This window comes from Dietzia cinnamea NBRC 102147 (assembly GCF_001571065.1).
Classification (GTDB): Bacteria; Actinomycetota; Actinomycetes; order Mycobacteriales; family Mycobacteriaceae; genus Dietzia; species Dietzia cinnamea.
Genome location: NZ_BCSW01000001.1, coordinates 93,269 through 118,201, shown reverse-complemented (window position 1 = coordinate 118,201; position 24,933 = coordinate 93,269). Strand labels below are relative to the sequence as shown.

Annotated in this window: 25 protein-coding genes; 16 read left to right on the top strand and 9 right to left on the bottom strand. The window is 71.9% G+C overall.

Annotated features, from left to right (window positions below; translation table 11 throughout):
* The first annotated feature begins 131 nt into the window (after positions 1-131).
* The 4 genes from DCI01S_RS00575 to DCI01S_RS00560 are packed head-to-tail and all read left to right on the top strand — an operon-like array spanning position 132 to position 3,282.
* Complete coding sequence (locus DCI01S_RS00575) at positions 132-1,085, top strand: Rossmann-like and DUF2520 domain-containing protein (RefSeq protein ID WP_061227476.1); 954 nt, start codon at positions 132-134, stop codon at positions 1,083-1,085.
* Positions 1,082-2,068 carry a pantoate--beta-alanine ligase gene (gene panC, locus DCI01S_RS00570; protein WP_061227475.1) on the top strand — a complete coding sequence of 329 codons (987 nt, stop codon included), beginning with the start codon at positions 1,082-1,084 and terminating at the stop codon, positions 2,066-2,068. Before DCI01S_RS00575 ends, panC begins: the two co-directional genes overlap by 4 nt.
* Positions 2,069-2,494, top strand: a complete 426-nt coding sequence (gene panD, locus DCI01S_RS00565) for an aspartate 1-decarboxylase (protein ID WP_007630228.1) — start codon at positions 2,069-2,071, stop codon at positions 2,492-2,494.
* A gap of 17 nt (positions 2,495-2,511) precedes the next feature.
* Positions 2,512-3,282, top strand: coding sequence for a type III pantothenate kinase (locus tag DCI01S_RS00560; protein WP_061227474.1), 771 nt, complete (start codon positions 2,512-2,514; stop codon positions 3,280-3,282).
* A gap of 33 nt (positions 3,283-3,315) precedes the next feature.
* Here the strand turns inward: DCI01S_RS00560 and ygiD are convergent, their stop codons facing one another.
* Positions 3,316-4,107 (bottom strand): 4,5-DOPA-extradiol-dioxygenase, encoded by a 792-nt coding sequence (gene ygiD, locus DCI01S_RS00555; RefSeq protein WP_061227473.1) that lies wholly within the window; start codon positions 4,105-4,107, stop codon positions 3,316-3,318.
* Positions 4,108-4,342: 235 nt separating this feature from the next.
* On the opposite strand from ygiD, the gene DCI01S_RS00550 reads away from it, so the two are divergent.
* The 3 genes from DCI01S_RS00550 to lysS are packed head-to-tail and all read left to right on the top strand — an operon-like array spanning position 4,343 to position 7,429.
* A complete protein-coding gene (locus DCI01S_RS00550; RefSeq protein ID WP_061227472.1) occupies positions 4,343-4,774 on the top strand; it encodes a rhodanese-like domain-containing protein in 432 nt (143 codons plus the stop codon).
* Between the two features lie 39 nt (positions 4,775-4,813).
* Positions 4,814-5,773, top strand: coding sequence for a glutaminase A (gene glsA, locus DCI01S_RS00545; RefSeq protein ID WP_061227471.1), 960 nt, complete (start codon positions 4,814-4,816; stop codon positions 5,771-5,773).
* 21 nt (positions 5,774-5,794) lie between these two features.
* A complete protein-coding gene (gene lysS, locus DCI01S_RS00540) occupies positions 5,795-7,429 on the top strand; it encodes a lysine--tRNA ligase (RefSeq protein ID WP_061227470.1) in 1,635 nt (544 codons plus the stop codon).
* A 16-nt stretch (positions 7,430-7,445) separates the two neighbouring features.
* Here lysS and DCI01S_RS00535 read toward each other — a convergent pair whose 3' ends face one another.
* Both DCI01S_RS00535 and hrpB read right to left on the bottom strand, forming a co-directional pair.
* Entirely contained in the window at positions 7,446-7,928 is a 483-nt protein-coding gene (locus DCI01S_RS00535; RefSeq protein ID WP_082767559.1) for a hypothetical protein, read from the bottom strand.
* A 167-nt stretch (positions 7,929-8,095) separates the two neighbouring features.
* Positions 8,096-10,675: an ATP-dependent helicase HrpB gene (hrpB, locus tag DCI01S_RS00530; protein WP_061227468.1), complete on the bottom strand. Its 2,580-nt coding sequence runs from the start codon at positions 10,673-10,675 to the stop codon at positions 8,096-8,098.
* Positions 10,676-10,892: 217 nt separating this feature from the next.
* On the opposite strand from hrpB, the gene DCI01S_RS00525 reads away from it, so the two are divergent.
* Both DCI01S_RS00525 and DCI01S_RS00520 read left to right on the top strand, forming a co-directional pair.
* Entirely contained in the window at positions 10,893-13,544 is a 2,652-nt protein-coding gene (locus tag DCI01S_RS00525) for an ATP-dependent Clp protease ATP-binding subunit (RefSeq protein ID WP_061227467.1), read from the top strand.
* A 174-nt stretch (positions 13,545-13,718) separates the two neighbouring features.
* A complete protein-coding gene (locus DCI01S_RS00520) occupies positions 13,719-14,174 on the top strand; it encodes a type 2 periplasmic-binding domain-containing protein (protein ID WP_244881615.1) in 456 nt (151 codons plus the stop codon).
* A gap of 166 nt (positions 14,175-14,340) precedes the next feature.
* On the opposite strand, the gene DCI01S_RS00515 is transcribed toward DCI01S_RS00520, so the two are convergent.
* From DCI01S_RS00515 to DCI01S_RS00505, 3 genes are read right to left on the bottom strand one after another with little or no spacing between them, the layout of a single operon-like run.
* A complete protein-coding gene (locus DCI01S_RS00515; protein ID WP_061227466.1) occupies positions 14,341-14,733 on the bottom strand; it encodes a DedA family protein in 393 nt (130 codons plus the stop codon).
* A gap of 42 nt (positions 14,734-14,775) precedes the next feature.
* Positions 14,776-15,090: an antibiotic biosynthesis monooxygenase family protein gene (locus tag DCI01S_RS00510; RefSeq protein WP_061227465.1), complete on the bottom strand. Its 315-nt coding sequence runs from the start codon at positions 15,088-15,090 to the stop codon at positions 14,776-14,778.
* Between the two features lie 24 nt (positions 15,091-15,114).
* Complete coding sequence (locus DCI01S_RS00505) at positions 15,115-15,999, bottom strand: iron-sulfur binding domain-containing protein (RefSeq protein WP_274532671.1); 885 nt, start codon at positions 15,997-15,999, stop codon at positions 15,115-15,117.
* A gap of 38 nt (positions 16,000-16,037) precedes the next feature.
* On the opposite strand from DCI01S_RS00505, the gene DCI01S_RS00500 reads away from it, so the two are divergent.
* Both DCI01S_RS00500 and DCI01S_RS00495 read left to right on the top strand, forming a co-directional pair.
* Positions 16,038-16,691 carry a carbonic anhydrase gene (locus DCI01S_RS00500; protein ID WP_061227464.1) on the top strand — a complete coding sequence of 218 codons (654 nt, stop codon included), beginning with the start codon at positions 16,038-16,040 and terminating at the stop codon, positions 16,689-16,691.
* Between the two features lie 84 nt (positions 16,692-16,775).
* Positions 16,776-17,432: a hypothetical protein gene (locus DCI01S_RS00495; protein ID WP_061227463.1), complete on the top strand. Its 657-nt coding sequence runs from the start codon at positions 16,776-16,778 to the stop codon at positions 17,430-17,432.
* A 12-nt stretch (positions 17,433-17,444) separates the two neighbouring features.
* Here the strand turns inward: DCI01S_RS00495 and disA are convergent, their stop codons facing one another.
* Both disA and DCI01S_RS00485 read right to left on the bottom strand, forming a co-directional pair.
* On the bottom strand, positions 17,445-18,503 hold the full coding sequence (disA, locus tag DCI01S_RS00490) for a DNA integrity scanning diadenylate cyclase DisA (RefSeq protein WP_061227462.1): 1,059 nt from the start codon (positions 18,501-18,503) through the stop codon (positions 17,445-17,447).
* Between the two features lie 52 nt (positions 18,504-18,555).
* Complete coding sequence (locus DCI01S_RS00485; protein ID WP_061227461.1) at positions 18,556-19,125, bottom strand: hypothetical protein; 570 nt, start codon at positions 19,123-19,125, stop codon at positions 18,556-18,558.
* Between the two features lie 197 nt (positions 19,126-19,322).
* On the opposite strand from DCI01S_RS00485, the gene DCI01S_RS00480 reads away from it, so the two are divergent.
* Genes DCI01S_RS00480 through rlmB form a run of 5 tightly spaced genes read left to right on the top strand, consistent with a single transcriptional unit; the run spans position 19,323 to position 23,572 of the window.
* On the top strand, positions 19,323-19,817 hold the full coding sequence (locus DCI01S_RS00480) for a CarD family transcriptional regulator (RefSeq protein WP_061227460.1): 495 nt from the start codon (positions 19,323-19,325) through the stop codon (positions 19,815-19,817).
* A 22-nt stretch (positions 19,818-19,839) separates the two neighbouring features.
* Complete coding sequence (gene ispD, locus DCI01S_RS00475) at positions 19,840-20,658, top strand: 2-C-methyl-D-erythritol 4-phosphate cytidylyltransferase (RefSeq protein ID WP_244881614.1); 819 nt, start codon at positions 19,840-19,842, stop codon at positions 20,656-20,658.
* Positions 20,655-21,137 (top strand): 2-C-methyl-D-erythritol 2,4-cyclodiphosphate synthase, encoded by a 483-nt coding sequence (gene ispF / locus DCI01S_RS00470; protein ID WP_061227459.1) that lies wholly within the window; start codon positions 20,655-20,657, stop codon positions 21,135-21,137. Before ispD ends, ispF begins: the two co-directional genes overlap by 4 nt.
* A gap of 28 nt (positions 21,138-21,165) precedes the next feature.
* Positions 21,166-22,602 carry a cysteine--tRNA ligase gene (gene cysS / locus DCI01S_RS00465; RefSeq protein ID WP_061227458.1) on the top strand — a complete coding sequence of 479 codons (1,437 nt, stop codon included), beginning with the start codon at positions 21,166-21,168 and terminating at the stop codon, positions 22,600-22,602.
* Position 22,603: 1 nt separating this feature from the next.
* Positions 22,604-23,572: a 23S rRNA (guanosine(2251)-2'-O)-methyltransferase RlmB gene (gene rlmB, locus DCI01S_RS00460; RefSeq protein WP_061227457.1), complete on the top strand. Its 969-nt coding sequence runs from the start codon at positions 22,604-22,606 to the stop codon at positions 23,570-23,572.
* A 335-nt stretch (positions 23,573-23,907) separates the two neighbouring features.
* Here rlmB and DCI01S_RS00455 read toward each other — a convergent pair whose 3' ends face one another.
* Positions 23,908-24,924 carry an aminoglycoside phosphotransferase family protein gene (locus DCI01S_RS00455; protein WP_232303121.1) on the bottom strand — a complete coding sequence of 339 codons (1,017 nt, stop codon included), beginning with the start codon at positions 24,922-24,924 and terminating at the stop codon, positions 23,908-23,910.
* Between the last annotated feature and the right edge of the window lie 9 nt (positions 24,925-24,933).

Here is a 24,933-nt window from a genome sequence, read left to right as displayed (position 1 = left end):
TCCGGTTCTGTGAAGTGCGCCACTCCATACTGATTCGGCCCGCCCACAGGACTACTCTCGCCTGCGAGATGTCCGGGACCCGCCGACAATGAGCGGGCCTGGAACGGATCGAGCACTGGAGCACCCCTGAGATGTCCGACCACGGCGTCACCGGAACACCCCCTGCCCGCCTGTCCATAGGCCTCGTGTCCGCCGGCCGGGTGGGTACCGCCGTCGGAGCCGCCCTCGAGCGCCGTGGCCATGTTGTGTCCGCGCTGGTCGCCCGCTCCGAACGGTCGCGCGACCTCGCCGCGCGCCGACTCCCCGAAGCCCGCATCGCCGACCCCGCCGCGGTCGCGGCGGCCGGCGAACTCCTCATCCTCGCCGTGCCGGACGCCGCACTCCCGGGCGTCGTGTCCGAACTCGCCGAGGCGGACGCGTTCAGGCCCGGCCACATCGTCGTCCACGTCGCGGGCGCGGTCGGCGCGGAGGTCCTGCGCCCGGCCGCCGACGCCGGCGCCGTGGTCGTGGCGGCCCACCCGGCCATGACCTTCACCGGCGGATCGGCCGACGTCGACCGCATGGAAGGCTGTTCGTGGGCCCTGACCGCGCCGGACGAGGTCGGCCTCGTGGTGGGCCAGATGCTGGTCATGGAGACCGGCGGTCTGCCCGTCACGGTCGCCGAATCCCACCGCGCCCTGTACCACGCGGCCCTCGCCCACGGGGCGAACCACCTGGTCACTCTCGTCAACGACGCGGCCGAGGCGCTCGCGGCCTCGTTCTCCGTCCTGCCCGGCGGGGCCGTCGAGGGTGATCCCGACGGCATGCTCGGTGCGGACGCCGAGGCGCTCGCCCGCCGGACGCTCGAGCCGCTGCTGCGGGCGGCCCTCGACAACGTCCTGGCGTCAGGCGACTCCGCGCTGACGGGGCCCGTGATGCGCGGCGACGCCGTCACCGTCTCCCGCCACCTCGACGCCCTCGAGGACGTCGACGGCGGTATCGCCACCGGGTACCGGGCGCTCGCCCTGCGCACCGCCGACCGCGTGGGCGCCGGCCCCGACGTGACCGACCTGTTGGCCCCCGACCTCACGGAGCAGCTTCGATGACCTCCACGACGTACCCGGTGCGCACCGCGGTGCCCGGCCGTCCCGCCACCGGCTACAACCGCGGTGAGCTGACCGTCCACCACGACCCGGCCACCCTGAGCACCGTCACCGAGTCCCTCCGCAAGGTCGGCAGGCAGGTCACGTTCGTGCCCACCATGGGTGCGCTCCACGAGGGCCACCTCGCGCTGGTCGAGACCGCCCGCCGGACCCCCGGCTCGGTCGTGGTCGTGTCGATCTTCGTCAACCCGCTGCAGTTCGGCCCCGGCGAGGACCTCGACGCCTACCCGCGGACGCTGGACGAGGATGTGGCCCGCCTCGCCGATGCCGGCGTCGAGCTGGTCTTCGCGCCCAGCGCCGCCGCCATGTACCCCGAGGGCCCGCGGACGACACTGCAGCCGGGACCGACGGGTGAGATCCTCGACGGCGCGGCCCGCCCCGGCCACTTCGCCGGGATGCTTACCGTGGTGAACAAGCTGTTCAACATCGTCCGACCGCACCAGGCGTTCTTCGGCGAGAAGGACTACCAGCAACTCGTGCTCATCCGCCAGATGGTCGCGGACCTCGACATGGACGTCCGCATCGTCGGAGTACCCACCGTCCGCGAGTCCGACGGCCTGGCCATGAGCTCCCGCAACCGCTACCTCTCCGCCGACGAGCGGGAACTCGCCACCGTTCTCAACGCCGCCCTGGTCGCCGGGACGTTCGCGGCGAAGGGCGGACGGGAGGCCGTCGTCGACGCCGCCCGCGCGGTCCTGAGCGAACGCCCCCAGATCTCCGTGGACTACCTCGAGCTGCGGGGAGCCGACCTCGGCGAACCGCCGGAGGAGGGCCCCGGCCGACTTCTCGTCGCGGCCCGTATCGGGACCACCAGACTCATCGACAACGTCGGCGTGGCCATCGGCACCGGCTTCCTCGCCGCCGCCGAGGCCACCGTCGCCGCCCAGCAGGCCGAGATGGCCGAAGACCTGAAGGAAGGCCTGTAGATGCAGCGCACCATGCTCCACTCCAAGATCCACCGTGCCACCGTCACCCAGGCCGACCTGCACTACGTCGGCTCCTGCACCATCGACGCCGACCTCATGGACGCCGCCGACCTGCTCGAGGGCCAGCAGATTGACATCGTCGACATCGACAACGGCAGCCGCCTGACCACCTACGCCATCACCGGTGAGCGCGGCTCGGGGGTCATCAGCATCAACGGCGCCGCCGCGCATCTCGTCCACCCCGGCGACCTGGTCATCATCATCGCCTACGCCCAGATGGACGACGCCGAGGCCCGCGCCTACAAGCCCCGCGTCGTGTTCGTCGACGGCGAGAACCGCATGCTCACCGAGGGCACCGACCCGGCGGACGTCCCCGAGGGGTCGGGCCTGAAGAACCCGCGCGTGCCCGAGCCGGCCGCTGTCTGACCCGGCACGGACAGGACATGCTGCTCACCGTCGACGTCGGTAACACCCACATCCGACTCGGCGTCTTCCAACCAGGCGGCGGCCGGCTCGAGCGCACCTGGAGCATGCGCACCTCCCCGGCGGTGACGTCCGACGAGCTCGCCCTGACGATCCGCGGACTGCTGGGGGGCTGCGCCCGGCAGCTCACCGGCATCGCCGCGATGTCGGTGGTCCCGTCGGTCACGGGCGAACTCCGGAGGATGGCCGCCGACTACTGGCCGCAGCTGCCGGCCGTCGTCGTCGCGCCCGGGGTGAAGACCGGGGTGCCGCTCAAGGTCGACAACCCGCGGGAGGTGGGCTCGGACCGCGTGGTCAACGCGCTGGCCGCCCACCACCTGTTCGACGGGCCCGTCGTCGTCGTCGACGTCGACACGGCGACCACCGTCGACGCGGTCTCCGCGCACGGCGAGCTGCTCGGCGGGGCGATCGCGCCGGGCATCGACATCTCCGTCGACGCCCTCGCCGACCGCACGGCCCTTCTGCGCAAGATCGAGGTCGTGCGGCCGCGGGGCGCGCTGGGTAAGAACACCGTCGCCGCACTGCAGGCGGGCATCGTGATCGGGTTCGCCGGCCAGATCGACGCCCTCGTCGACCGTCTTCGTACCGACGTCGACGAGCTGGCCGACGCGTCGGTCGTGCTCACCGGGCTGCGCGCGGACGTCGTCGCGGAGGAGTCGCGGACCATCACCGACGTCGAGCCCGAGTTGGCGCTCGAGGGGCTGCGGCTTGTGTTCGACCGCAACTGCTGACCGCCCGGTCGCGCGAACCCGGCCGCGGCCCCGTCAGGCCGCGGAGCGGTAGCTGGTTATGGACACCGAGCCCCACGCGTAGCCCTTACTGAAAGCGTCGAGAGTCTCGCCGGTCCCGGCCGCCATCCCGGCCGTGTACAGCAGGGGCAGGAAGTGGTCGGCTGTCGGCACGGACGCCTGCGCGTCCGGATGCTCCAGTAACGCCAGGGCGTCCTCGGGCCGCGAGGTCAGCAGCTCCTGGGCGTGGTCGTCGAAGCGGTGCGCCCAGTCGGTGCCGGCGTTGCCGCGGGACGGATCGACAGCGCCGAGGTTGTGCACCACGTTGCCGCTGGCCAGGACCAGGACGCCCGAGTCGCGGAGCGCGGCGAGCTTGGTGCCCAGGTTGAAGTGGTAGCTCGGGGGCTTGGTGGCGTCGACCGACAGCTGGGCGACCGGGACGTCGGCATCGGGGAAGACGTGCGCGAGCACTGACCACGTCCCGTGGTCGAGGCCCCACGAGTCCAGGTCGGCGCCCACCCAGGTCGGCTTGGCGACCTCGGCCACCTCGGTCGCGAGCTCGGGCGCGCCCGTGGCGGGGTACTCGAACTCGTTGAGCTCGCGGGGGAAGCCGAAGGAGTCGTGGATGGTGCGCGGTGACTTCATCGCGGTGACGGCCGTGGCGTTGATGTACCAGTGCGCCGAGACGGCCAGCACCGCCCGGGGGCGCTCGGGGAGCGAGTCGCCGAGCGCGGCCCAGTGGCGGGTCCACTCGTTGACCTCGAGGGCGTTGAGGGGGACGCCGTGGCCGATGAAGACGGCGGGCTGGCGGGCGGGTGAGGGGGTCATCGCTACTCCTTCGATCTCTGTACATGATGCATCAACTACCTCTGTCGGCGCCAGTGGCCCCTCGTCCGTGCCTCCGCCCTTGCGGTAGATAGACCGGTCTGTCTAATATTGCCGACATGAACGCGCGACGAATGCCCCCGGCCGGTCCGGCGCCATCCGTGCGGGTTCAGCACTGGTGTTCCCGGCCGGCAGCCCCTCAGCCAGTCCACGCCGACACCCCTCCCGGGAGCACCAGATGACTTCACCCGCCCGCGCCGCCACCGCCACCCGTTCCGCCGCCACCGGCGACACGGTCCTCACCGCCGTCGAGTACCCTGCCGCCGTGCGGGCGGGCGCGCTGGTCGTGGACATCCGCTCCCGCGCGCAGCGCGAGCGCCAGGGCGTCCTCGCCGGCGCGATCGCCGTCGAGGCCCGGCCCGCCGTGGACCTGATCGACCCCCGCTCGGCGGCGCCCCTCGCGGCCGTCGGTGAGGGTCGCGAGGTGGTCCTCGTCAGCGACGACGGCCTGGACGCGGAACTGTTCGCCCTCGAGCTCCACTCGCGCGGTGTTCGCGGGGTCCGTGCGGTGGACGGCGGCCACGACGCGCTGCGCGCCGCCCGGGCGCTCGCCCTGCTCTCGGACGCCGAACACCTGCTGCGCGAGCGCTCCGCCATCTCCGCGCACTGACCGGCGGCGCCCGAGGGCGCGCGCCGGTACGGTCGCAGCATGACGGACATCTCCGCCGACCTTCTCACCGAGATCCTGGACGAGGTCCGCGACGACACCTCCGGTGAGTTGGTGCCGCACCTCGGCGACTACGAGCACCCCAGCCCTGACGCCCTCGCACTGGCGGTCTGCGACATGGGCGGCCGGATCATCTCGGCCGGTGACGACGAGTTCCTGTTCGACCTGCAGTCCGCCTCCAAACCGTTCGTCTACGCGCTCGCGCTGGACCAGAAGGGCGTCGACGAGGTCGCCGCCCGGATCGGCGTGGAACCGTCGGGCGAGGCGTTCAACGAGATCTCGCTGGAGGCGGGCACGGGCCGCGCGCCCAACGCCCTGGTCAACGCCGGCGCGCTGGCGGCGCACGCGCTGGTGGGGGACGAGGACGACGACGAGGAGTCCCGTTTCGAACAGATCAGGGGGTTGTTCTCCCGCCTTGTGGGCCGGGAGGTCGAGGTGGACGAGGAGATTCTCGAGATCGAGTCCCGGAGCGCAAACCGTAACCAGGCGCTGGCGCATCTGCTGGCGGAGGCGGGCAGTCTGGTGCAAGACCCTCACGAGGTGGTCGCGGGCTACAGCCGTCAGTGCGCGATCCGGGTCGACACTCGCGAGCTGGCCCACATGGTCGCGGTGCTCGCGAACCGGGGACGGGCACTGGACGGCGACGAGCAGATCCTGGGGCACCGGGCGACGCGCTACGCCAACAGCGTGATGTTCACCTGCGGGATGTACGACGCGGCCGGCGACTGGGTCTACCAGGTGGGGCTGCCGGCCAAGAGTGGCGTCTCGGGCTGCCTGTTCGCCGTGGTACCCGGTCGGCTCGGGGTCGCGGCCTTCTCGCCGCGGCTGGACGAGCACGGCAACAGTGTGCGGGCGGCGGCCGCGATCGAGGAGCTCTCGGACCGACTGCACCTGCACGTGTTGGACGAGGTGGGTGGCTACGGGTTCGATCCCGCCGCGTAGGGACGACTATCCTCGTCAGTCGTGACCGACTCGACTCCCGCCGCGCCCGGGGCCGCCACCGGTGAGCCCGCCGACGACACCCCTGAGCAGCTGCGTATCCGCCGCGACAAGCGGCAGCGCCTCCTCGACTCCGGAGAGCAGGCGTACCCCGTCGAGGTCCCCCGCACCCACGGGCTCGCCGAGATCGCCTCGGACCCGCGCTTCGCCGCGTTGGAGCCGGGGGAGGAGACCGACGTCGTGGTGTCGGTGGCCGGCCGGGTGCTGTTCATCCGCAACACCGGGAAGCTGTGCTTCGTCCGGCTCCAGGACGGGGTCGACCCGTCGGCGGACCTGTCCACCACGGTGCCGGAGAGCGGATCCGGGCCGCTGACCCCGCAGCTGCAGGCCATGCTGTCGCTGGCCAACGTGGGTCAGGAGCGGCTCGACGCGTGGAAGCAGGACGTCGACCTCGGCGACCACGTCTCGGTGACGGGCCGTGTGGTGCGGTCCAAGCGCGGGGAGCTGTCGGTGATGGCCGACGAGTGGGTGCTGGCGTCCAAGGCGCTGCGCCCGCTTCCGGTCGCGCACAGGGAACTGAGCGAGGACACGCGCGTCCGCCAGCGCTACACCGACCTCATCATGCGCGACACGGCGCGCCGCAACGCGCTGACGCGGATCAAGGTCGTGCGCGCGCTGCGTGACGCGCTGGAGAAGCGCGGCTTTCTCGAGGTGGAGACGCCGATGCTGCAGACGCTGCACGGCGGCGCCGCGGCCCGGCCGTTCGTCACCCACTCCAACGCGCTGGACCTGGACCTGTACCTGCGCATCGCGCCCGAGCTGTACCTCAAGCGTTGCGTGGTGGGCGGGATCGAGCGCGTCTTCGAGATCAACCGCAACTTCCGCAACGAGGGCGTGGACTCCTCCCACAGCCCGGAGTTCGCGATGTTGGAGACGTATCAGGCGTACGGCGACTACGACACCTCGGCCACGATGATCCGCGAGGTCATCCAGGAGGTCGCGACCGCGGTGTTCGGCTCGACCACGGTCACGCTCGCCGACGGCACGGAGTACGACCTGGGCGGTCAGTGGCGCGAGATGCGCATGTACCCGTCCCTCAACGAGGCGCTGCGGGCGAAGCACCCGGACCTGGTCGGTGACGACGACGAGGACCTCGTCACCGTCGAGTCGACCGTCGACGAGCTCACGGAACTGGCCGGGAAGGTCGGGCTGGAGGTCCCCGGTGGCAAGGGGTGGCTACACGGCAAGCTCGTCGAGGAACTGTGGGAGCACCTGTGTGCTGACCAGCTCGAGGGGCCCGTGTTCGTCCGTGACTTCCCCGTCGAGACCTCCCCGCTGACGCGCGACCACCGCACCGACCGCGGGGTCACGGAGAAGTGGGACCTCTACGTCCGCGGGTTCGAGTTGGCCACCGGCTACTCCGAGCTGGTGGATCCGGTGATCCAGCGACAGCGCTTCGAGGACCAGGCCCGCCTGGCCGCGGCCGGCGACGACGAGGCGATGGTGCTCGACGAGGACTTCCTCGCCGCGATGGAGCAGGGCATGCCGCCGACGACCGGGCTCGGCATGGGGATCGACCGGCTGCTCATGGCCCTGACCGGGCTGGGCATCCGCGAGACGATCCTTTTCCCGATGGTCAAGCCGCTCCCGCGCGACTGATCGGCGCGGCGGCTGCTCATTCGTCTGCGTGCGTCCCGTGAGCCCCGTGGGCTTCGACGTCGGGGAAGACGTAGTCAGCCGCGCGTGCGGCCCACGCCGAGCCGGCGGCCACCAGGACGAACCCGAGCGCGGCGACCCACGGCCCGAACGTGACTGACGCGCCGGTCGGGAGGCCGGACAGGGTCGGTTCGTCGTTTCCGGTGGAGGACATGAGTGTCCACACGAAGGCGAGATGAGCGGCGAGCACCACCAACGAGACGACGGCGCCCGCGGCGGCGAAAGCCCCGAGCCGCGTCACGGCGGTGACCCCCACCAGGAACAACAGCACGACGAGGCCGAGGAAGAGCACCGGGGCGACACTGCGCACGTCGATGATCTCCGTGATGCCCAGTGCGGTGATCTGGTCACCGCCGTCCGTGTGCAACCACGGCAGGTAGAGGCTGACCAGTGCGAGGGCGAGGCCGGCGACGGCGATGAGGGCGCCGACGCGGTTCCTCACGTGCGGAACGACCTTCGTCCGGGACGGGGTCCGGGTGGGCAGCGGGGAGCGGTGTGGGGAGGGGGGCGTATACGCGGTCACTGTTATCACCCTTCCGGCGCGGATCGCGTGTGTGGTGCCCATCACATATTAACCGGGAAACCGCTGGAGAGCCACCTCGCGCGGGGTCAGCGGCGCCGGTTGGTGCGCCGCGTCGGCTCGGCCGTCATCGGGTCCTCCGGCCACGGGTGCCGCGGATAACGGCCGCGCATCTCGGCCCGGACCGCTGGGTAGGCCTCCCGCCAGAAGAACCCGAGGTCGCGCGTCACCGCGAGCGGCCGTCCGGCGGGCGAGAGCAGGTGGACCGTCACCGGGATGCGGCCGTCGCAGATGCGCGGCGAGGTGGTCCAGCCGAAGCACTCCTGCAGCTTCACCGCGAGCACCGGCGGGTCGTCGGTCCCGACGGCGGGGTAGTCGACGCGGTACGACGACGAGGAGGGCACCTCCAGGCGGTCGGGCACGAGCTCGTCGAGCCGACCGGCCTCGGGCCACGGCAGCAGGCGTCGCAGGGCCGGGCCGAGGTCCCGTCCCGCGAAGCGGGAGCCATGGGCGAGGGCGTCGATCTCCGGGGCGAGCCAGTCGTCCAGCCGGCCGGCGAGTCCCGCCGCGGACACGTCCGGCCACGGCGCGCCGAGCTCGCGGCGTACCAGCGCGAGGCGGCACCACAGGCGGACGGCGTCGTCGTCGGGATCCAGTGCGGCGAACCCGCGGGCCCGGATCGCCGCCGACACCGCCTCCCGGGCGGCCGCGGGGGAGGGCCGCACCGGAGTGGAGGAGAGTTCGATCGCCCCGAGCCGGCGGATGCGTCGACCCGTGACCGCACCCCGGTCGAAGACGGCCGTCTCGTCGTCGTCGAGGAGGTGCGAGGCCGCACGCTCAGCGCCCTCCCGGTCAATCGGGGCGGCGGCGCGGATCACCGCGCCGGCCTCGCCGGCCGCGCGCCCGGCCGCACGTCCCACCTCGGCGACGGCGAGCCAGTCGTGGCCCGCCAGCCCGGAACCCGGCGGCAACACCGCGCCGGTCCCGGAAGTGAAGGTGTACTGGTCGCCGCGTCGGCGCGCGATGCGGTCCGGGTGGGCGAGCGCCACGACCGTCCCGACGGCGTCGTCCGACTCCATCCCGGCCGGGTCCGCGCCGCCGGATCGTCCGCTGACCATCCGCTCCAGTCGCCGGGCCTCGCGCTCCCACGTCGCCGCGTCCGGCGCCCGCCCCGCGCGCAGCGCACGCAGATCCGCCGTCAGGTCGCCGCCGGGGGAACGGCGACCAGACGCGAGCAGCGCGACCACCTCGGCGGCCACCTCCGCACCGACGAGTCCCGCGCCGTCCAGCAGTGCGCGGGCGTGACGGGGATCGGCGGGCACCCGCGCGAGGTCGCGCCCGCGGTCCGTGGCGCGTCCGTCGGCGTCGAGCGCCCCGAGCCCGCGCAACACGCTCTCGGCGCGGGTGATCTCCCCGGCCGGCGGCTGATCGGGCAGCGCCAGGCCCTCCGCCCGGGGCGCGCCCCAGCAGGCCACGTCCAGCGCGAAGGTCGTCAGGTCCGACGTCGCGATCGCCGCCGTGCGGTGGGCGGCCAGTCCCGCGTACTCCTGCTCGGTCAGGCAGCGCACCGCGAGCCCGGGGCCGAGGCGGGCGGCGCGGCCCGCGCGCTGCACGCACGAGTCGCGCGACGCCGACACCGTCACCAGCCCCGTCATGTCCCGTGCGATGTCTCGCCGCGGCTCGCGGCTCAGGCACGCGTCCACCACCAGCCGCACCCCGGCCACAGTCAGTGAGGACTCCGCCAGGTCGGTCGACACCACGATCCGCGGCAGCGCCGTGTCGCCTTCGCCGCTCCGGCTCCGGGAACCGGACACCGCCCGGTCCTGGGCGGCGGCGTCCAGCCCGCCGTGCAGAGGTAGAACCTCGACCGCGTCCCCCAGCCGCGCGGCGAGCGACCGCACCACGCGCTCGATCTCGCGCACACCCGGCAGGAACACCAGGGCGTCGACCCCGCTCACGGTCACCTCGTGTGCCGTCACCGCCGCCACGTGATCGAGAAAGCCGTCGGCGACCCCGCGGGCGTCCAGGCGGGCGGTCGGCGGTGGGGCGTACCGGATCTCCAGGGGGTGCGATTCCGCAGGCACGTCGACGACGGGCGCCGCGGAACCCGCCCCGGGCTCCTCGGCCGCGGTCCCGCCGCCGAGCAGCCGGGCGAAGCGTCCCGCCTCGACCGTCGCGGACATCGCCACCACCGGCAGGTCGTCGCGCAGCTGCCGCACCTCACACAGCAGTGCGAAGGCCAGGTCGGACTCGACGTCGCGTTCGTGGACCTCGTCGAGCACCACGGCCCCGACGCCGGGCAGGTCGGGATCGGCGATCAACCGACGCACCAGTACCCCCGGAGTGACGAACTCGACGAGGGTGTCCCTGCCGACGCGCGAGTCCCCACGGACCGTGTAGCCCACCACGCCCCCGGGTCCGGTCCCCGTGAGTGCAGCCAGTCGCCGCGCCGCCGAGCGGGCGGCGACCCGACGGGGCTGGGTGACGATCACCCGTCCCGACACCCCGTCGGCGACGGCGACCGCGGGCGGGACGAGGGTCGTCTTGCCGGTGCCGGGCGGTGCCTGCACCACCGCGGTACCCGCCGTGGCGAGGGCGTCCCGCAGGGCCGGAAGAGCCCGGGCGAACGGCAGACCGCGGCCGATGCGGTCGAGATCGAACGCGCTCACGGGGCCTCGCCGCCGATCGCGTAGCTCATGGAGATGACCCTAGTGGCCGGCGAACCGGCCCGATGCGTGGCGTTCGCTGACGGCGTACACGATCATGCAATCGATCCCCGACCTGCCGCGTTGAACACTGGTGACGGGCCTCGTGCTGCTCCTGCGGTGCAGAGCGCCAGAACCGGCCACTACAGTGGTGAAAAACCGAGGAATGTGAGGTAGCACGATGTTCGAACGGTTTACCGACCGCGCGCGTCGCGTCGTCGTCCTGGCCCAGGAAGAGGCCAGGATGCTCAACCACAATTACATCGGCACCGAGCACATCCTGCTGGGTCTCATCCATGAGGGTGAGGGAGTGGCCGCCAAGGCCCTCGAGTCCCTCGGGATCTCGCTGGAAGCGGTGCGGAGTCAGGTCGAGGAGATCATCGGCCAGGGCCAGCAGGCGCCCAGCGGGCACATCCCGTTCACGCCGCGCGCCAAGAAGGTGCTGGAACTGAGCCTGCGGGAGGCGCTCCAGCTCGGCCACAACTACATCGGCACCGAGCACATCCTGCTCGGCCTGATCCGCGAGGGCGAGGGCGTGGCCGCCCAGGTGCTGGTCAAGCTCGGCGCCGACCTCACGCGGGTCCGCCAGCAGGTCATCCAGCTTCTCTCCGGTTACCAGGGTAAGGAGGCCGAGGCCTCCGGGACACCCGCGGGCACCGGTGGCCGCGAGTCCGGGACCCCGTCCTCGTCGACGGTCCTGGACCAGTTCGGCCGCAACCTCACCCAGGCCGCCATGGAGGGCAAGCTCGACCCGGTCGTCGGTCGCGCCAAGGAGGTGGAGCGCATCATGCAGGTGCTCTCCCGGCGCACCAAGAACAACCCGGTGCTCATCGGTGAGCCCGGCGTCGGTAAGACCGCGGTCGTCGAGGGCCTCGCGCAGGCCATCGTCAACAACGAGGTCCCCGAGACCCTCAAGGACAAGCAGCTCTACTCGCTGGACCTGGGCTCACTCGTGGCCGGTTCCCGCTACCGCGGTGACTTCGAGGAGCGTCTGAAGAAGGTGCTCAAGGAGATCAACCAGCGCGGCGACATCATCCTGTTCATCGACGAGATCCACACGCTCGTCGGCGCGGGAGCCGCGGAGGGCGCGATCGATGCCGCGTCGATCCTCAAGCCCAAGCTGGCCCGCGGTGAGCTGCAGACCATCGGTGCCACCACGCTCGAGGAGTACCGCAAGCACATCGAGAAGGACGCGGCCCTCGAGCGGCGCTTCCAGCCCGTTCAGGTTCCCGAGCCGGGCGTCGAGCTGTCCATCGAGATCCTCAAGGGTCTGCGGGACCGCTACGAGGCGCACCACCGCGTCACGATCACCGACGCGGCGCTGGCCGCCGCCGCCCAGCTCGCGGACCGGTACATCAACGACCGCTTCCTGCCGGACAAGGCGATCGACCTCATCGACGAGGCCGGTGCCCGCATGCGCATCAAGCGGATGACGGCTCCGCCGGACCTGCGCGAGTTCGACGAGAAGATCGCCGAGACCCGCCGCGAGAAGGAGTCCGCGATCGACGCGCAGGACTTCGAGAAGGCCGCCGGCCTGCGCGACACGGAGAAGAAGCTCATCGCCGAGCGCGCCGAGCGCGAGAAGCAGTGGCGCGCCGGTGACATGGACGTGGCCGCCGTGGTGGACGAAGAGCAGATCGCCGAGGTCCTGGGCAACTGGACCGGCATCCCCGTCTTCAAGCTCACCGAGGAGGAGACCACCCGTCTGCTCCGCATGGAGGACGAGCTGCACAAGCGGATCATCGGCCAGGAGGACGCCATCAAGGCCGTCTCCCGGGCGATCCGCCGGACGCGTGCCGGGCTCAAGGATCCCAAGCGTCCCTCGGGCTCGTTCATCTTCGCCGGCCCGTCCGGCGTGGGTAAGACGGAGCTGTCCAAGGCGCTCGCGAACTTCCTGTTCGGTGAGGACGACGCGCTCATCCAGATCGACATGGGCGAGTTCCACGACCGCTTCACCGCCTCGCGGCTCTTCGGTGCGCCCCCCGGGTACGTCGGTTACGAGGAGGGTGGCCAGCTCACGGAGAAGGTGCGGCGCAAGCCGTTCTCGGTCGTCCTGTTCGACGAGATCGAGAAGGCGCACTCCGAGATCTACAACACCCTCCTCCAGGTGCTGGAGGACGGCCGTCTCACCGACGGTCAGGGACGCATGGTGGACTTCAAGAACACCGTGCTGATCTTCACCTCGAACCTCGGGACCAAGGACATCTCCAAGGCCGTCGGGATGGGCTTCCAGTCCTCCGACAACACCGAGGACGCCTACGAGCGGATGAAGCAGAAGGTCAACGACGAGCTGAAGAAGCACTTCCGCCCGGAGTTCCTCAACCGCATCGACGAGATCGTGGTGTTCCACCAGCTCACGCAGGAGCAGATCGTCCAGATGGTCGACCTCATGATCGGCCGTGTCCGGGACGCCCTGAAGACCAAGGACATGGACATCGAGGTCTCCGATCGGGCCAAGAGCCTGCTCGCCAAGCGCGGGTTCGACCCGGTCCTGGGCGCGCGGCCGTTGCGTCGCACGATCCAGCGCGAGATCGAGGACACCCTCTCGGAGAAGATCCTCTTCGGCGAGGTCGCGGCCGGCGAGCTGGTGAAGGTCGACGTCGAGGGCTGGGACGGCGAGTCCGAGCGCACCGAGGACGCCAAGTTCACCTTCACCGGTGCTCCCCGCCCGGACGCCCCGCAGGACCGCCAGGGCGAGGAGATCTCGGCGAGCGTGGCGCCCACCGGCGAGGCCGGCCCGGGCGACTCCCTGCCGCCGAGCTCCGGCTTCGGTGGCGGCGCCACCGGAGGCCCCTCGGGCAGCGGCGGCGGCGCTGCTCCGGCCACCACCTGATCGCCTCCGGCGCCTGACATAGTGAAGGCCCCCGCCACACGGCGGGGGCCTTCCTGCGTCTGCGGGTGTCCACGCCGGTGGCGCGGAACCAGGCGTCCAGCAATCGGGCGATCACCAGCACGTGGTCTCCCGCCTCGAGGACGGCGCCCAGGGCTCGACGAGGAGATCCCCACGTTGAAAGCTCAGCAACGCGGGATCCTCACCGCGGCCGGACAGCTGCAGGACCTCCCGTACGAGAACGAATTCTCCACCTTCGTCTTCCTCCAGCCCGCCGAGGCGGGTTCGGCCTTCGCGCGCGGCGACGCCGACGCGTGGGCGATCTGGGATCCCTACACCGCGATCGCACAGACGACGTCCGAGACGAGGACGCTCGCGTCCGCGGCGGGCGCGGGCAACGGCTTCTGGTTCAGCCTGGCCTCGCATGACGCGCTCGGCGACTCCCGCCGCCAGACGGCGATAGCGGACCCGCTCGTCCGCCTCGCCGAGGCGGGCACGTGGACCGCCGAGCACCCGCAGGAGTGGGCGCGGTTCTACGGCGAGGCGGTGGGCCTGACCCCGGAGGCGGCGGAGTTGTCCCAGGGCCGCAGCACGCGACAGCCGGTGGCGCTCGCGGACACGCTCGCCCGCTAGCAGGAACTCGCGGACGTGTTCACCGAGGACGGTCAGATCGATCCGGTGGACGTCGCGGCACTCGCTGACGACCGCTTGGCCGAGGACCTCGCTCCGGTGGTCGGACCGCTGCCCTGAGCCCGCCGCCGCACCGGCCGCCGCACCCGCCGCACATCCGCGGGCCCGGTCAGGCGGTGACGCGGTGCCAGAGGGGGGCGATCGCTGCCCAGCCGACCATGCCGACGGTGGAATACAGCAGGGCCCACAGCACGCACCCGACGGTGACTGCGGGCAGGTACCTCCGCAGTGGCATCACGGTGAAGCCGGCGCTGAAGTTGATGGCGGTCTGCACTCCCACCGTGAGGAAGGACAGTGGTACCGCGAGTACGCCGTAGCGGGCGGACAGCCGCTGGGCGCGCTGCATGGTCGGTCCCTCGAGCCGGTGGGCGAACCGCCCGCTGAGCCGGCCGCCGCGGAGCGCGCCCCGGCCGAGCCAGTAGGTGGCGTTGGCGCGCAGCATGACGATCACGAACAGCGTGCTGAACGCGAGGGCGAAGGGCTGCTCGGCGATCCGGTCCATACGAGGGATGCGCGGCGTGCGGTGCGGGAGGCGCGGCTGGTATCAGGCGGAGGCGGAGGGCTTGACGTCCATCACGACGTCGAACTCCAGCAGGTTGGCACCCTCGGCGACGGGCTCGCCCCGCTGGCCGGCGTGGGCGGCGCGGGCGTCCCCGTCGCGCCAGGCGGCGAACGATTCGTCGTCCTCCCACATGGTCACCACGAAGTAGCGGGTCTCCCCGCCGGTGGGACGCAGCAGCTGGAAGCCGAGGAAACCGGGGGAGTTCTCCACCGTGTGGGCGCGCTCGGAGAAGCGGCGCTCGAGCTCGGCACCGGCCTGCGGCGGGACGTTGAGGGCGTTGATCTTCACGACGGCCATGCAGGTGAGCCTACCCTCAGTCGGCTACGCGGGCAGTGAGTACCGTTCCCCGGTCCGCACCACGAGTCCGTCGGCCAACAGGGAGTCCAGCGCGCGGTCGCGTTGGACCGTGTCCGGCCACACGGCGACCAGACGCGCGGCGGTGGCGGTGCCGTCGCCGTCGCGCAGCACGTCCAGCAGTAGGCCGCGCACCTGCCGGTCGGTGCCCGCGTACGTCTGCGCCTTGCGGCGGGGCCCGTCCCACGCGGGTCTGCCGGCGGCGACCCACGCGCACGATGCGGCGAGCGGACAGGCGTCGCAGTCGGGGCTCCGCGCGGTGCACACGAGCGCGCCCAGTTCCATCATCGCGACCGAGAACGTCACCGCCTCCTGGCATTCGTCGGGGAGCAGCGCCTCCACGGCGGCGAGGTCGCGCCGGATCGACGGCGGCCCGGCCTCGGCGACCCCGTTGACCGCCCGGGCGACGACGCGCCGCACGTTGGTGTCGACCACCGGTACCGCCTGCCCGTGGGCGAAGCAGGCGACGGCGCGCGCGGTGTAGTCGCCGACACCGGGGAGCGTGAGGAGGTCTTCGACCTCGGTGGGGACCTCGCCGTGGAACTTCTCGACGACGACGGCAGCGCACTCCCGCAGTCGCAACGCCCGCCGCGGGTAGCCGAGTTTGCCCCACATGCGGATCACGTCCGCGGGGGCGGCGGCGGCGAGTTCGGCCGGGCCCGGCCACCGCGCGAGCCAGTCGCGCCAGACCGGCTCGACCCGGGCGACGGGCGTCTGCTGACTCATCACCTCACACAACAGGATCTCCCAGGCGCTCACGCCGTCCTCGCGCCAAGGCAGGGGACGGCCGGCACCGGAGAACCAGGAGAGCAGGGAGGGAGTGTCGATGCCGTGGGCCCCGGGGGAGGTCACCGATGATCCCTCCGGAAGGTACGTGCACAATGTGAGACATGCCTCATACCAACCCGATCAGTGCCTGGGCCTCGCTGCGCGACGGCAACCACCGGTTCGTCGAGGGCCAGATGCGTCATCCGAGTCAGAATACCGAGCGGCGCGAGAAGCTCGTCGCCGCGCAGCACCCCAAGGCGGTGCTGTTCGGGTGCTCCGACTCGCGGGTGGCGGCCGAGATCATCTTCGACCAGGGTCTCGGTGACCTGTTCGTCATCCGCACGGCGGGTCACATCATCGACACCGCGGTGCTCGGGTCCATCGAGTACGCCGTGTACGTGCTCGACACCCCTCTGATCGTCGTGCTGGGCCACGACAGCTGTGGCGCGGTGAAGGCCACCACGGACGCGTTGGCGACCGGGGAGATCCCGCCCGGTTTCCTGCGTGACGTGGTCGAGAAGGTGTCGCCGTCGATCCTCAACGGCCGTCGCGAGGGACTGAGCACGACAGACGACTTCGAGGCGCGCCACGTGCTGGAGACGGGCGAACTGCTCAAGCAGCGGTCCAAGATCATCAGCGACCGGATCGACGAGGGCCGCCTGGCGATCGTCGGGGTCACCTACAAGCTCTCCGACGGTCACGCGTACCTCCGCAGCGCCATCGGAGACGTCCAGGACGTCCCGCACGGCCCGGGCGAGGAGATGGTCGCGGTCTAGCGGCCACCCACCGGCGGTGCCGTCTGGGGGACACGCCGCGCCGCAGGTCCGACGGGGCGCGGGCTCGGCTCTAGAGTTGGGCACGTGCACGAACCCCAGGGCCCCCTTCCGCGTGAAGTCTATGTGCGTCGCCGCGTCGCCGCGGTGGTCGTCGCGGTCGTCGCCGCCCTGGTCGTGGTGCTCGCGCTCTTCCTCGCCTCGCGGGACACCGGCACGGACACCCAGGAGACCGCCACCGGCGACGCGGGCTCCACTGAGCCGGTGGCCACTTCGGAGACGTCGACCACCGAGACCTCGTCGCGCGACGACGACGGTGGTGCCTCGCGGGGCCGGTGCGCGGACGAGGACCTGCGCCTGGACGTCTGGCCCGCCGAGCCGAACGTGGCGGTGGGGCAGGACGTGCGGTTCTTCGTGAACATCGTCAACGTCTCGGACACCACCTGCGACCGCGATCTGGCGGAGGCGCCGCTGTCGTTCGAGGTGTACCGCCTGGACGACAACTCCAAGGTGTGGTCGAGCATCGACTGCACGACCCCGCGCGACGAGGACGAGGTCGAGTTGCGTCCCGACGAGCCCGAGCCGCGGCAGATCGACTGGACCGGCCGCCGCTCGGCGGAGGGCGCGTGCTCCGAGGCAGACCGCACGCCCGTGGAGGTGGGCGCGTACCAGGTGTACGCGCTGGTCGGGAACGTCTTCAGCCCGGCGGCCACGTTCAACGTCGTCGAGGCCCCCGAGTCCTGAGCCGCGCCCGGGTCAGACGATGCCCAGGCCCGTGAGGCGCTGGTGGACGTGCCGCGCCCACAGCGCGCCGACGCCCTCGACGTCCGCGAAGTCCGACTGCTCGGCCGAGAGCAGCGCCGGGACCGAGCCGAAGCGCTCGACGAGGGCCGTGATCTGCACCGGCCGCAGGCGCGGGATGTGCGTCAGCATGCGGTACCCCCGGGCGGTCACGTGGTCGTCGAGATCCTCGGGCTCGGCCGGCAGCCCCAGGCAGCGCGCCACCGGAGCGGGCAGGAGGAGGTCGGCGTCGGAGAGTGCGGCCAGCCGCTCGAGCCCGACCTCGATCTGCTCGGCGGTCGGGACGGGGCGGCGATCACCGTCGACGGGCTCGACCCGCAGGTGGTCGGCCACGAGACCCCGCAGTTCATCCGGGGTGTCGGAGAGCAGCTCCTCCAGCTGGAGAGCGGTCTGCCGGCCGTACTCGCCCATCTCCACGGTGAGCTCGGCGAGCTCGGCGCCCAGGCGCTCGAGGCGGAGCAATCGCTGGGCCATGGCCACCACGTCGCGGACGGAGGCGTAGTCGCCCATCTCCGCCCGGTCGAGTCGGGCGCGGGCGCGGGCGGCGTGGGCACCGTGACGCTCCATGGTCGCGACCGTCTGGTCGGCGCGCGCGAGCAGCACGACCGGGTCCGCGAGCACGCGGGCCAGACCGCCAGCGTAGACGGTGACCGTGGTCATCGACGCCGAAACGGCGACGGTGGGCACGCCGGTGTGCGCGGCCGTCCGCTCCGCGGCGCGGTGTCGGGTGCCCGTCTCGACGGCGGGCAGCGAAGGATCCGGCACGAGATGGACGTTGGCACGGGTGATGCGGGAACCATCGGTGGAGAGCACGACCGCGCCGTCCATCTTGCTCAGTTCTCGCAGGCGGGCCGGGGTGAACTCGACGTCGAGTTCCACGCCGCCGTCGCAGACGGCCCGGACGACCGGGTCGTCGCCGAGCACCACGAGGCCACCGGTGCCGCTGCGACGGATCCGGTCGAGTGCGTCACGCAGCGCCGTGCCCGGGGCGAGACGGCGCAGCACGGCGCGCATCTCGGGGTCGACCGACGAACCGTCAGCCGAGCGGGCGGAGAGGGCGGACGTGTCAGTGCCCCTCGGACTCGCCGACGAACTCCGCCGGACGGGTGTACTCGCCAGCCTCGAGGATCTCACCGACGACGGCGGCCCTGGTCTCGATGCGGTCGCCGTTCGAGAAGGAGACGGTGGCGGGCACCGAGGTGCCGATGTGCAGGTCCTCCGCCGACGGCAGGGTGGCGGTGGTCTGCTCGACGCACACGCCCTCGACCGGGACGGGCTCGGCGTTCTCGCGGGCGTCGACCACGATCGAGCAGCCACGCTCGAGCGGCTGAGTCTCACCGAGTTGGACGGGGGTCCCGTCGATCTGGACGCTGTCCAGGGAGACGGGCTCACCCAGGCCGTGGCCGCTGAAGGAGGCGACGAAACCGACGCGGGCCTCCCCGCCGTTCTCGGGGACGACCACCTGCAGGTCGTTGACCGCGAGGTCGCCGGCCTCACCGCGTCCACCGTCGACCGCGGCGACCTGGTTGGCCGTCTGCGAGACCTGGCCGGCGCTGCAGGCCGACGCCCCGAGGGCGGCGCCCACGGCCAGGACTACGAGCGCGGTGCGGCGCAGGCCGGTGTTCGGTGAAGTCACGTCAGGCTCCTCGGGGATGGTCGTCTCTCAGGCCGGTCTCATCGTAGTCCACTGCGGGTCCGGACCTGCGGCAGAGTATCCCGTTCCCGCCCCCGCGAACGTGCCGTCACGCCCGGCAGGTTGCTGACCTGCGCAAACGGAAAACGCCTGCACTGAGGGCGTGCTAAGATAGGTAAGTCGAAAGGGGAAAGCCACTCATGGAGTTCAAGGTCGGCGACACCGTCGTCTACCCGCATCACGGCGCCGCCACCATTCAGGCGATCGAGATGCGGACGGTCAAGGGCACCGAGAAGGAATACCTCGTCCTCAAGGTCTCACAGGGCGACCTCACGGTGAAGGTACCGGCCGAGAACGCCGAGTACGTGGGCGTGCGCGACGTCGTGGACCAGGCGGGTCTCGACAAGGTCTTCGAGGTCCTGCGCACCGAGCACGCGGAGGAGCCCACCAACTGGTCCCGCCGCTACAAGGCCAACGGCGAGAAGCTCGCCTCCGGCGACGTCAACAAGGTGGCCGAGGTCGTCCGTGACCTCTGGCACCGCGACCTCGACCGCGGCCTGTCCGCCGGCGAGAAGCGGATGCTCGCCAAGGCGCGCCAGGTGCTCGTCGGTGAGCTGGCGCTCGCCGAGCGCTCCGACGAGGAGCGTGCGGACGCCCTCCTCGACGAGGTGCTGGGCTCCGCCGCCCCGGCGTGACACCCGCCGCCCACCAGACGGCATGACGGGTCAGCGCACGCCCGGGGACGCGCCCGGACACGGTATCGACGGCCACCCCGCCCGCACGGGCAGGGTGGCCGCCGTCGTCCCCGCGGCCGGATCCGGCGTCCGGCTCGGAGCAGGACTGCCCAAGGCGTTCGTCGAGCTACACGGTCGCACCATGCTCGAGCGGGCCGTCGCCGGCCTGCTGACCTCCGGTGCCGTCGACGACGTCGTCGCCGTGGTCCCCGCGGACCGCGTCGCACAGGCCGAGTCGGAGCTGGCCCACCTCCGGGACGACGACCACCTCGTCGTCGTCACCACCGGGGGCGCGGAGCGCACCGACTCGGTGCGCAACGGTCTCGCGGCGCTGACCGCCCACCGACGCCGCCCCCGCGCGGCGGTCTACGACGTCCTGCTCGTGCACGACGCGGCGCGCTGCCTCACGCCCCCCGACGCGATCCGGCGCGTGGTGACGGCCGTTCGCGGCGGCGCGGTCGCGGTGGTCCCCGTCCTCCCGGTCGTCGACACCGTCAAGCAGGTCGACGCTGACGGCTACGTCGTCGGCACTCCCGACCGTGCCGCCCTCCGCGCCGTTCAGACGCCCCAGGGCTTCGCGCCCGACGTCCTGCTCGCCGCCTACGACGCCGCCGGGGACGTGACCACCGACGACGCAGGACTCGTCGAGCGGACCGGCGACCGCGTCGCCACGGTCCCCGGCGACCCGCTCGCGTTCAAGATCACCACCGCCGATGACCACGCCCGGGCCCTCGCCGAACTCGACCCCGGTGCGCCCGCCCCCGGCGCGCTCGTCCACGTCGGCCCCCAGGAGGAGAAATGACCGGACCCGTCATCCCCCGAGTCGGGATCGGCACCGACGCCCACCGCGTCGAACCGGGCAAGCCCTGCATGATGGCCTGCCTGCACTTCCCCGACGACCACGGCTGCGAGGGGCACTCCGACGGCGACGTCGTGGCCCACTCCCTGATCGACGCCCTGCTGTCGGCCGCCGGGCTCGGCGACCTCGGTGCTCTCGTCGGAACCGGGCGGCCCGAGTACGACGACGTCTCCGGCGAACGACTGCTGCGCGAGGCGTGCGACGAACTGGCTCGGCACGGATGGATCATCGGCAACGCCGCCGTCCAGATGGTCGGCAACCGCCCCAAGATGGGCCCCCGACGCGTCGAGGCCGAACGACGGCTCGGTGAGATCATCGGCGCACCCGTCTCCGTCTCCGCCACCACCACTGACGGAATGGGCTTCACGGGACGCGGCGAGGGGGTCTCCGCCGCCGCCACGGCGCTGGTCTACCGGGCCTGACGCGGGCGCACCGGTAGACTCGGGCCCCGTGACGCTCCATCTCTACGACACCGCCACCCGCTCCCTCCGGGAGTTCACCCCCGTCCGGGAAGGGCACGCGTCGGTCTACCTCTGTGGAGCCACCCCCCAGGCCGTCCCCCACATCGGCCACGTCCGCTCCGGTGTCGCGTTCGACATCCTGCGCCGCTGGCTGCTGTCGACCGGCTACGACGTCGCGTTCGTGCGCAACGTCACCGACATCGACGACAAGATCCTCACCAAGGCCGCCGAGAACGGACGCCCCTGGTGGGAGTGGGCCGCCACCCACGAACGCGAGTTCACCCGCGCCTACGACGCGCTCGGCGTGCTACCGCCGTCCACCGAACCCCGCGCCACCGGGCACATGACCCAGATGATCGAGTACATGGAACGCCTCATCGAGCGCGGGTACGCCTACCCGGCCGAGGGCAGCGTCTACTTCGACGTCGCGGCGTGGTCGGCCGCGCCCGAGGGCGACTACGGGCACCTGTCCGGCCACCGGCTCGACGAGGTCGACCAGGGCGAGTCCGCCGACCTTCGCGGCAAGCGGGACCCCCGCGACTTCGCCCTGTGGAAGGCCGCCAAGCCCGGCGAACCCAGCTGGCCCACCCCCTGGGGCGACGGTCGGCCCGGCTGGCACCTCGAGTGCTCGGCCATGGCCACCTGGTACCTGGGCGGCACTTTCGACATCCACGGCGGCGGGCTCGACCTGCAGTTCCCGCACCACGAGAACGAGGCCGCGCAGTCCCACGCCGCCGGCGACGGATTCGCCCGCTACTGGCTGCACAACGGCTGGGTGACGATGGCCGGCGAGAAGATGAGCAAGTCGCTCGGCAACGTGCTCAGCGTGCCGAACATCCTCACCGCCGTCCGGCCGGTGGAACTCCGCTACTACCTCGGAAGTGCGCATTACCGCTCGATGCTGGAATACTCTCCCGAAGCACTGCAGGAGGCGGCCGCCGCGTACCGGCGGATCGAGGCGTTCGTGCAGCGGGTGGACGAGGCCGTCAAGTCGGGCACGGGGCCGGACGCCGGGGTGCCCGTCGGTGAGTGGACGGAGGCGTTCGCCGCCGCGATGGACGACGATCTGGGGGTGCCCGCCGCGCTGGCGGAGATCCACGGTCGGGTGCGGGCCGGCAACACCGCGCTGTCGGCGGGAGACACGGAAGCGGCGCTTACCGCGGCCTCGTCCGTCCGGGCGATGACCGCGGTACTCGGTGTCGACCCGCTCGACCCGCAGTGGACCTCCGCCGCGGGCGGCGATGACGCCGCCCTCACCGCCCTCGACCTCCTCGTCCGCGCGGAGCTCGAGGCCCGCGCTCAGGCACGGGCCGACAAGGATTTCGCCACCGCCGACGCCATCCGTGACCGACTGGTCGCGGCGGGTATCGAGGTGGCCGACACCGCGGACGGCCAGAAGTGGTCGCTCGCCCACCGGAAGGACTGACATGGCAGGTAACTCGAGTCGGCGCGGAGCCATCCGCAAGTCCGGCACCAAGAAGGGCCAGGTCGTCGGGTCGGGCGGCCAACGGCGCCGAGGACTGGAGGCGCGTGGCGCCACCCCCAAGGCGGAGGACCGGACCTACCACCCAGCACACCGCCGGGCCAAGGCCGCCAACCGCAAGGCCGAGGGCGCGCAGCAGCGCCGCCGCCAGGCACAGAAGCAGGCCGACGGCCCCGAGTACGTGGTGGGCCGCAATCCGGTGCTGGAATGCCTCCGAGCCGGCGTTCCCGCGACCGCGCTGTACGTCGCGATCGGCTCGGACGCTGACGAGCGGCTGACCGAGGCCGTCCACCTCGCCGCCGGCAAGGGCATCTCCATCCTCGAGGTGCCGCGCACCGACCTCGACCGCATGGTGTCGAACGGCATGCACCAGGGCGTCGGCCTCCAGGTGCCGCCTTACCAGTACACCGACCCCGCTGACCTGCTGGACATGGCGATGGGTTCCTCCGAGCCCGCGCTGCTCGTGGCCCTGGACAACATCACGGATACGCGCAACCTCGGCGCCGTCATCCGCTCGGTCGCGGCCTTCGGCGGGCACGGGGTCCTCATCCCCGAGCGTCGCAGTGCCTCCATCACGGCCGTCGCGTGGCGGACCTCCGCCGGCGCCGCCGCCCGGCTCCCCGTCGCCAGGGCGACCAACCTCAACCGGACGCTGCTCGACTGGGCCAAGGCCGGGGTGCAGCTCGTCGGCCTCGACGCCGGCGGTGACGTCTCGCTGGACGACTACGACGGCACCGGGCCCACGGTCATCGTGGTGGGCTCCGAGGGCAAGGGTCTGTCCCGGTTGGTGCGTGAGAACTGCGATTCGATCCTGTCGATCCCGATCGCCTCGGAGGTGGAGAGCCTCAACGCCTCCGTCGCGGCGGGCGTGGTGCTGTCGGAGTTCGCGCGGCAGCGGCGCGTCAAGGGCTGACGGCGGCTGGCCGGCTGACCGGACTCGCGGTCGCCGGCTGACCGGTGCGCTCGGACCCTCCACTTCGGTTCACGGGCAGCCGCGCCTGTACATGTCACCCCGCCCGTCGGCATGGCGTCTCGCGTCCGCGGATGTCACGCGGCCCGTCGACATGGCGTCTCGCTCGGGCATCGGGGCTGGCGAGACGCCATGCCGACGCGCGGCTGTGTTCTGGCCGGGCAGTTTCGGGTGCGAGACGCCATGTCGGGGAGCGGCTGCCCACGGGGCCGGGCAGTTTCGGGTGCGAGACGCCATGTCGGGGAGCGGCTGCGAGTGGCGCGGGCCCTGTTTCGTGCTCAGGCCCGCGGGCGGTGGGGTGACCGGCAGCGGTCGAACGCCGCGCGCGCGTACTCCCACGTCTCGACCCCGTAGTAGAGGTGGCCCGCGATCATGTAGAGCGCGGCGAGTCGCTGGTACGTCCACGCCCGGTCGAGAAAGGTGTCGTCGACCCGGCCGACGTACCGGGCCAGGACGCCCTCGACGAAGCGCGGGCCGTATTCGTACAGTTCGGCGAAGTCCACGGCCGGGTCTCCCAGGCACATGTCGGTGAAGTCGATGAGCCCCAGCTGGCCGGGGGCGGAGTCCCGGTCCCAGTACAGGTGGCGCGAGTAGACGTCGTTGTGGAGGAACACCCGCGGCAGCAGGGTGGACTGTAACGCGCCGACCTCGTCGCAGATCTCGTGGGCGGTGCGCATCTCGTCGGGGGTGAACACCGACGGCAGGTCGTGGGCGACGATGCCGCGCACGAAGTCCAGGTTCTCGGGTTGGTAGGAGTACGGGACCCGGTCGAGCGGCGGGCCCGAGACGTCCTGGATGTGCAGCGCGGACAGGAGTGCGCCCAGCTGGCCCGCGATGACCGTCTTCTCAGGGTGGGGCAGGCTGTGCAGCAGTTCCGGGGTGAGGCGCTGACCGCGCACCAGCGGGTAGCCGGCGAACCGCCCGTGTTCGGGAGCGTGCGAGTAGCGGGGGAGTGCCGCCTCCACACGCCCGGCGAGGTGCTCCAGGACCGCGATCTCGGTGGGCAGCTGGGTGAGCGCCTGCTCGTCGTCGGGGAAACGGAAGACCAGATCGCGGTGCCCGAGGGCGTCGTCTCCGTGGCAGCCGTGGCAGATCACCACGACGTGGTCCCAGCCCTCGTCGACCCGCTCGGCGCGGTCCCAGCTCAGTGTGGGGTAGTCGGCGCGGATGGCCGCGAGCCCGGCGGCGGCGGGATGAGCACCGGGGCCACCATCAGGATGAGCACCCGGGCCGGTAACCGGAGAGCCGGCGCCCGCGGGGCCACCATCGGGGTGAGCACTGTGGTCGCTGTTCACGGCTCACAC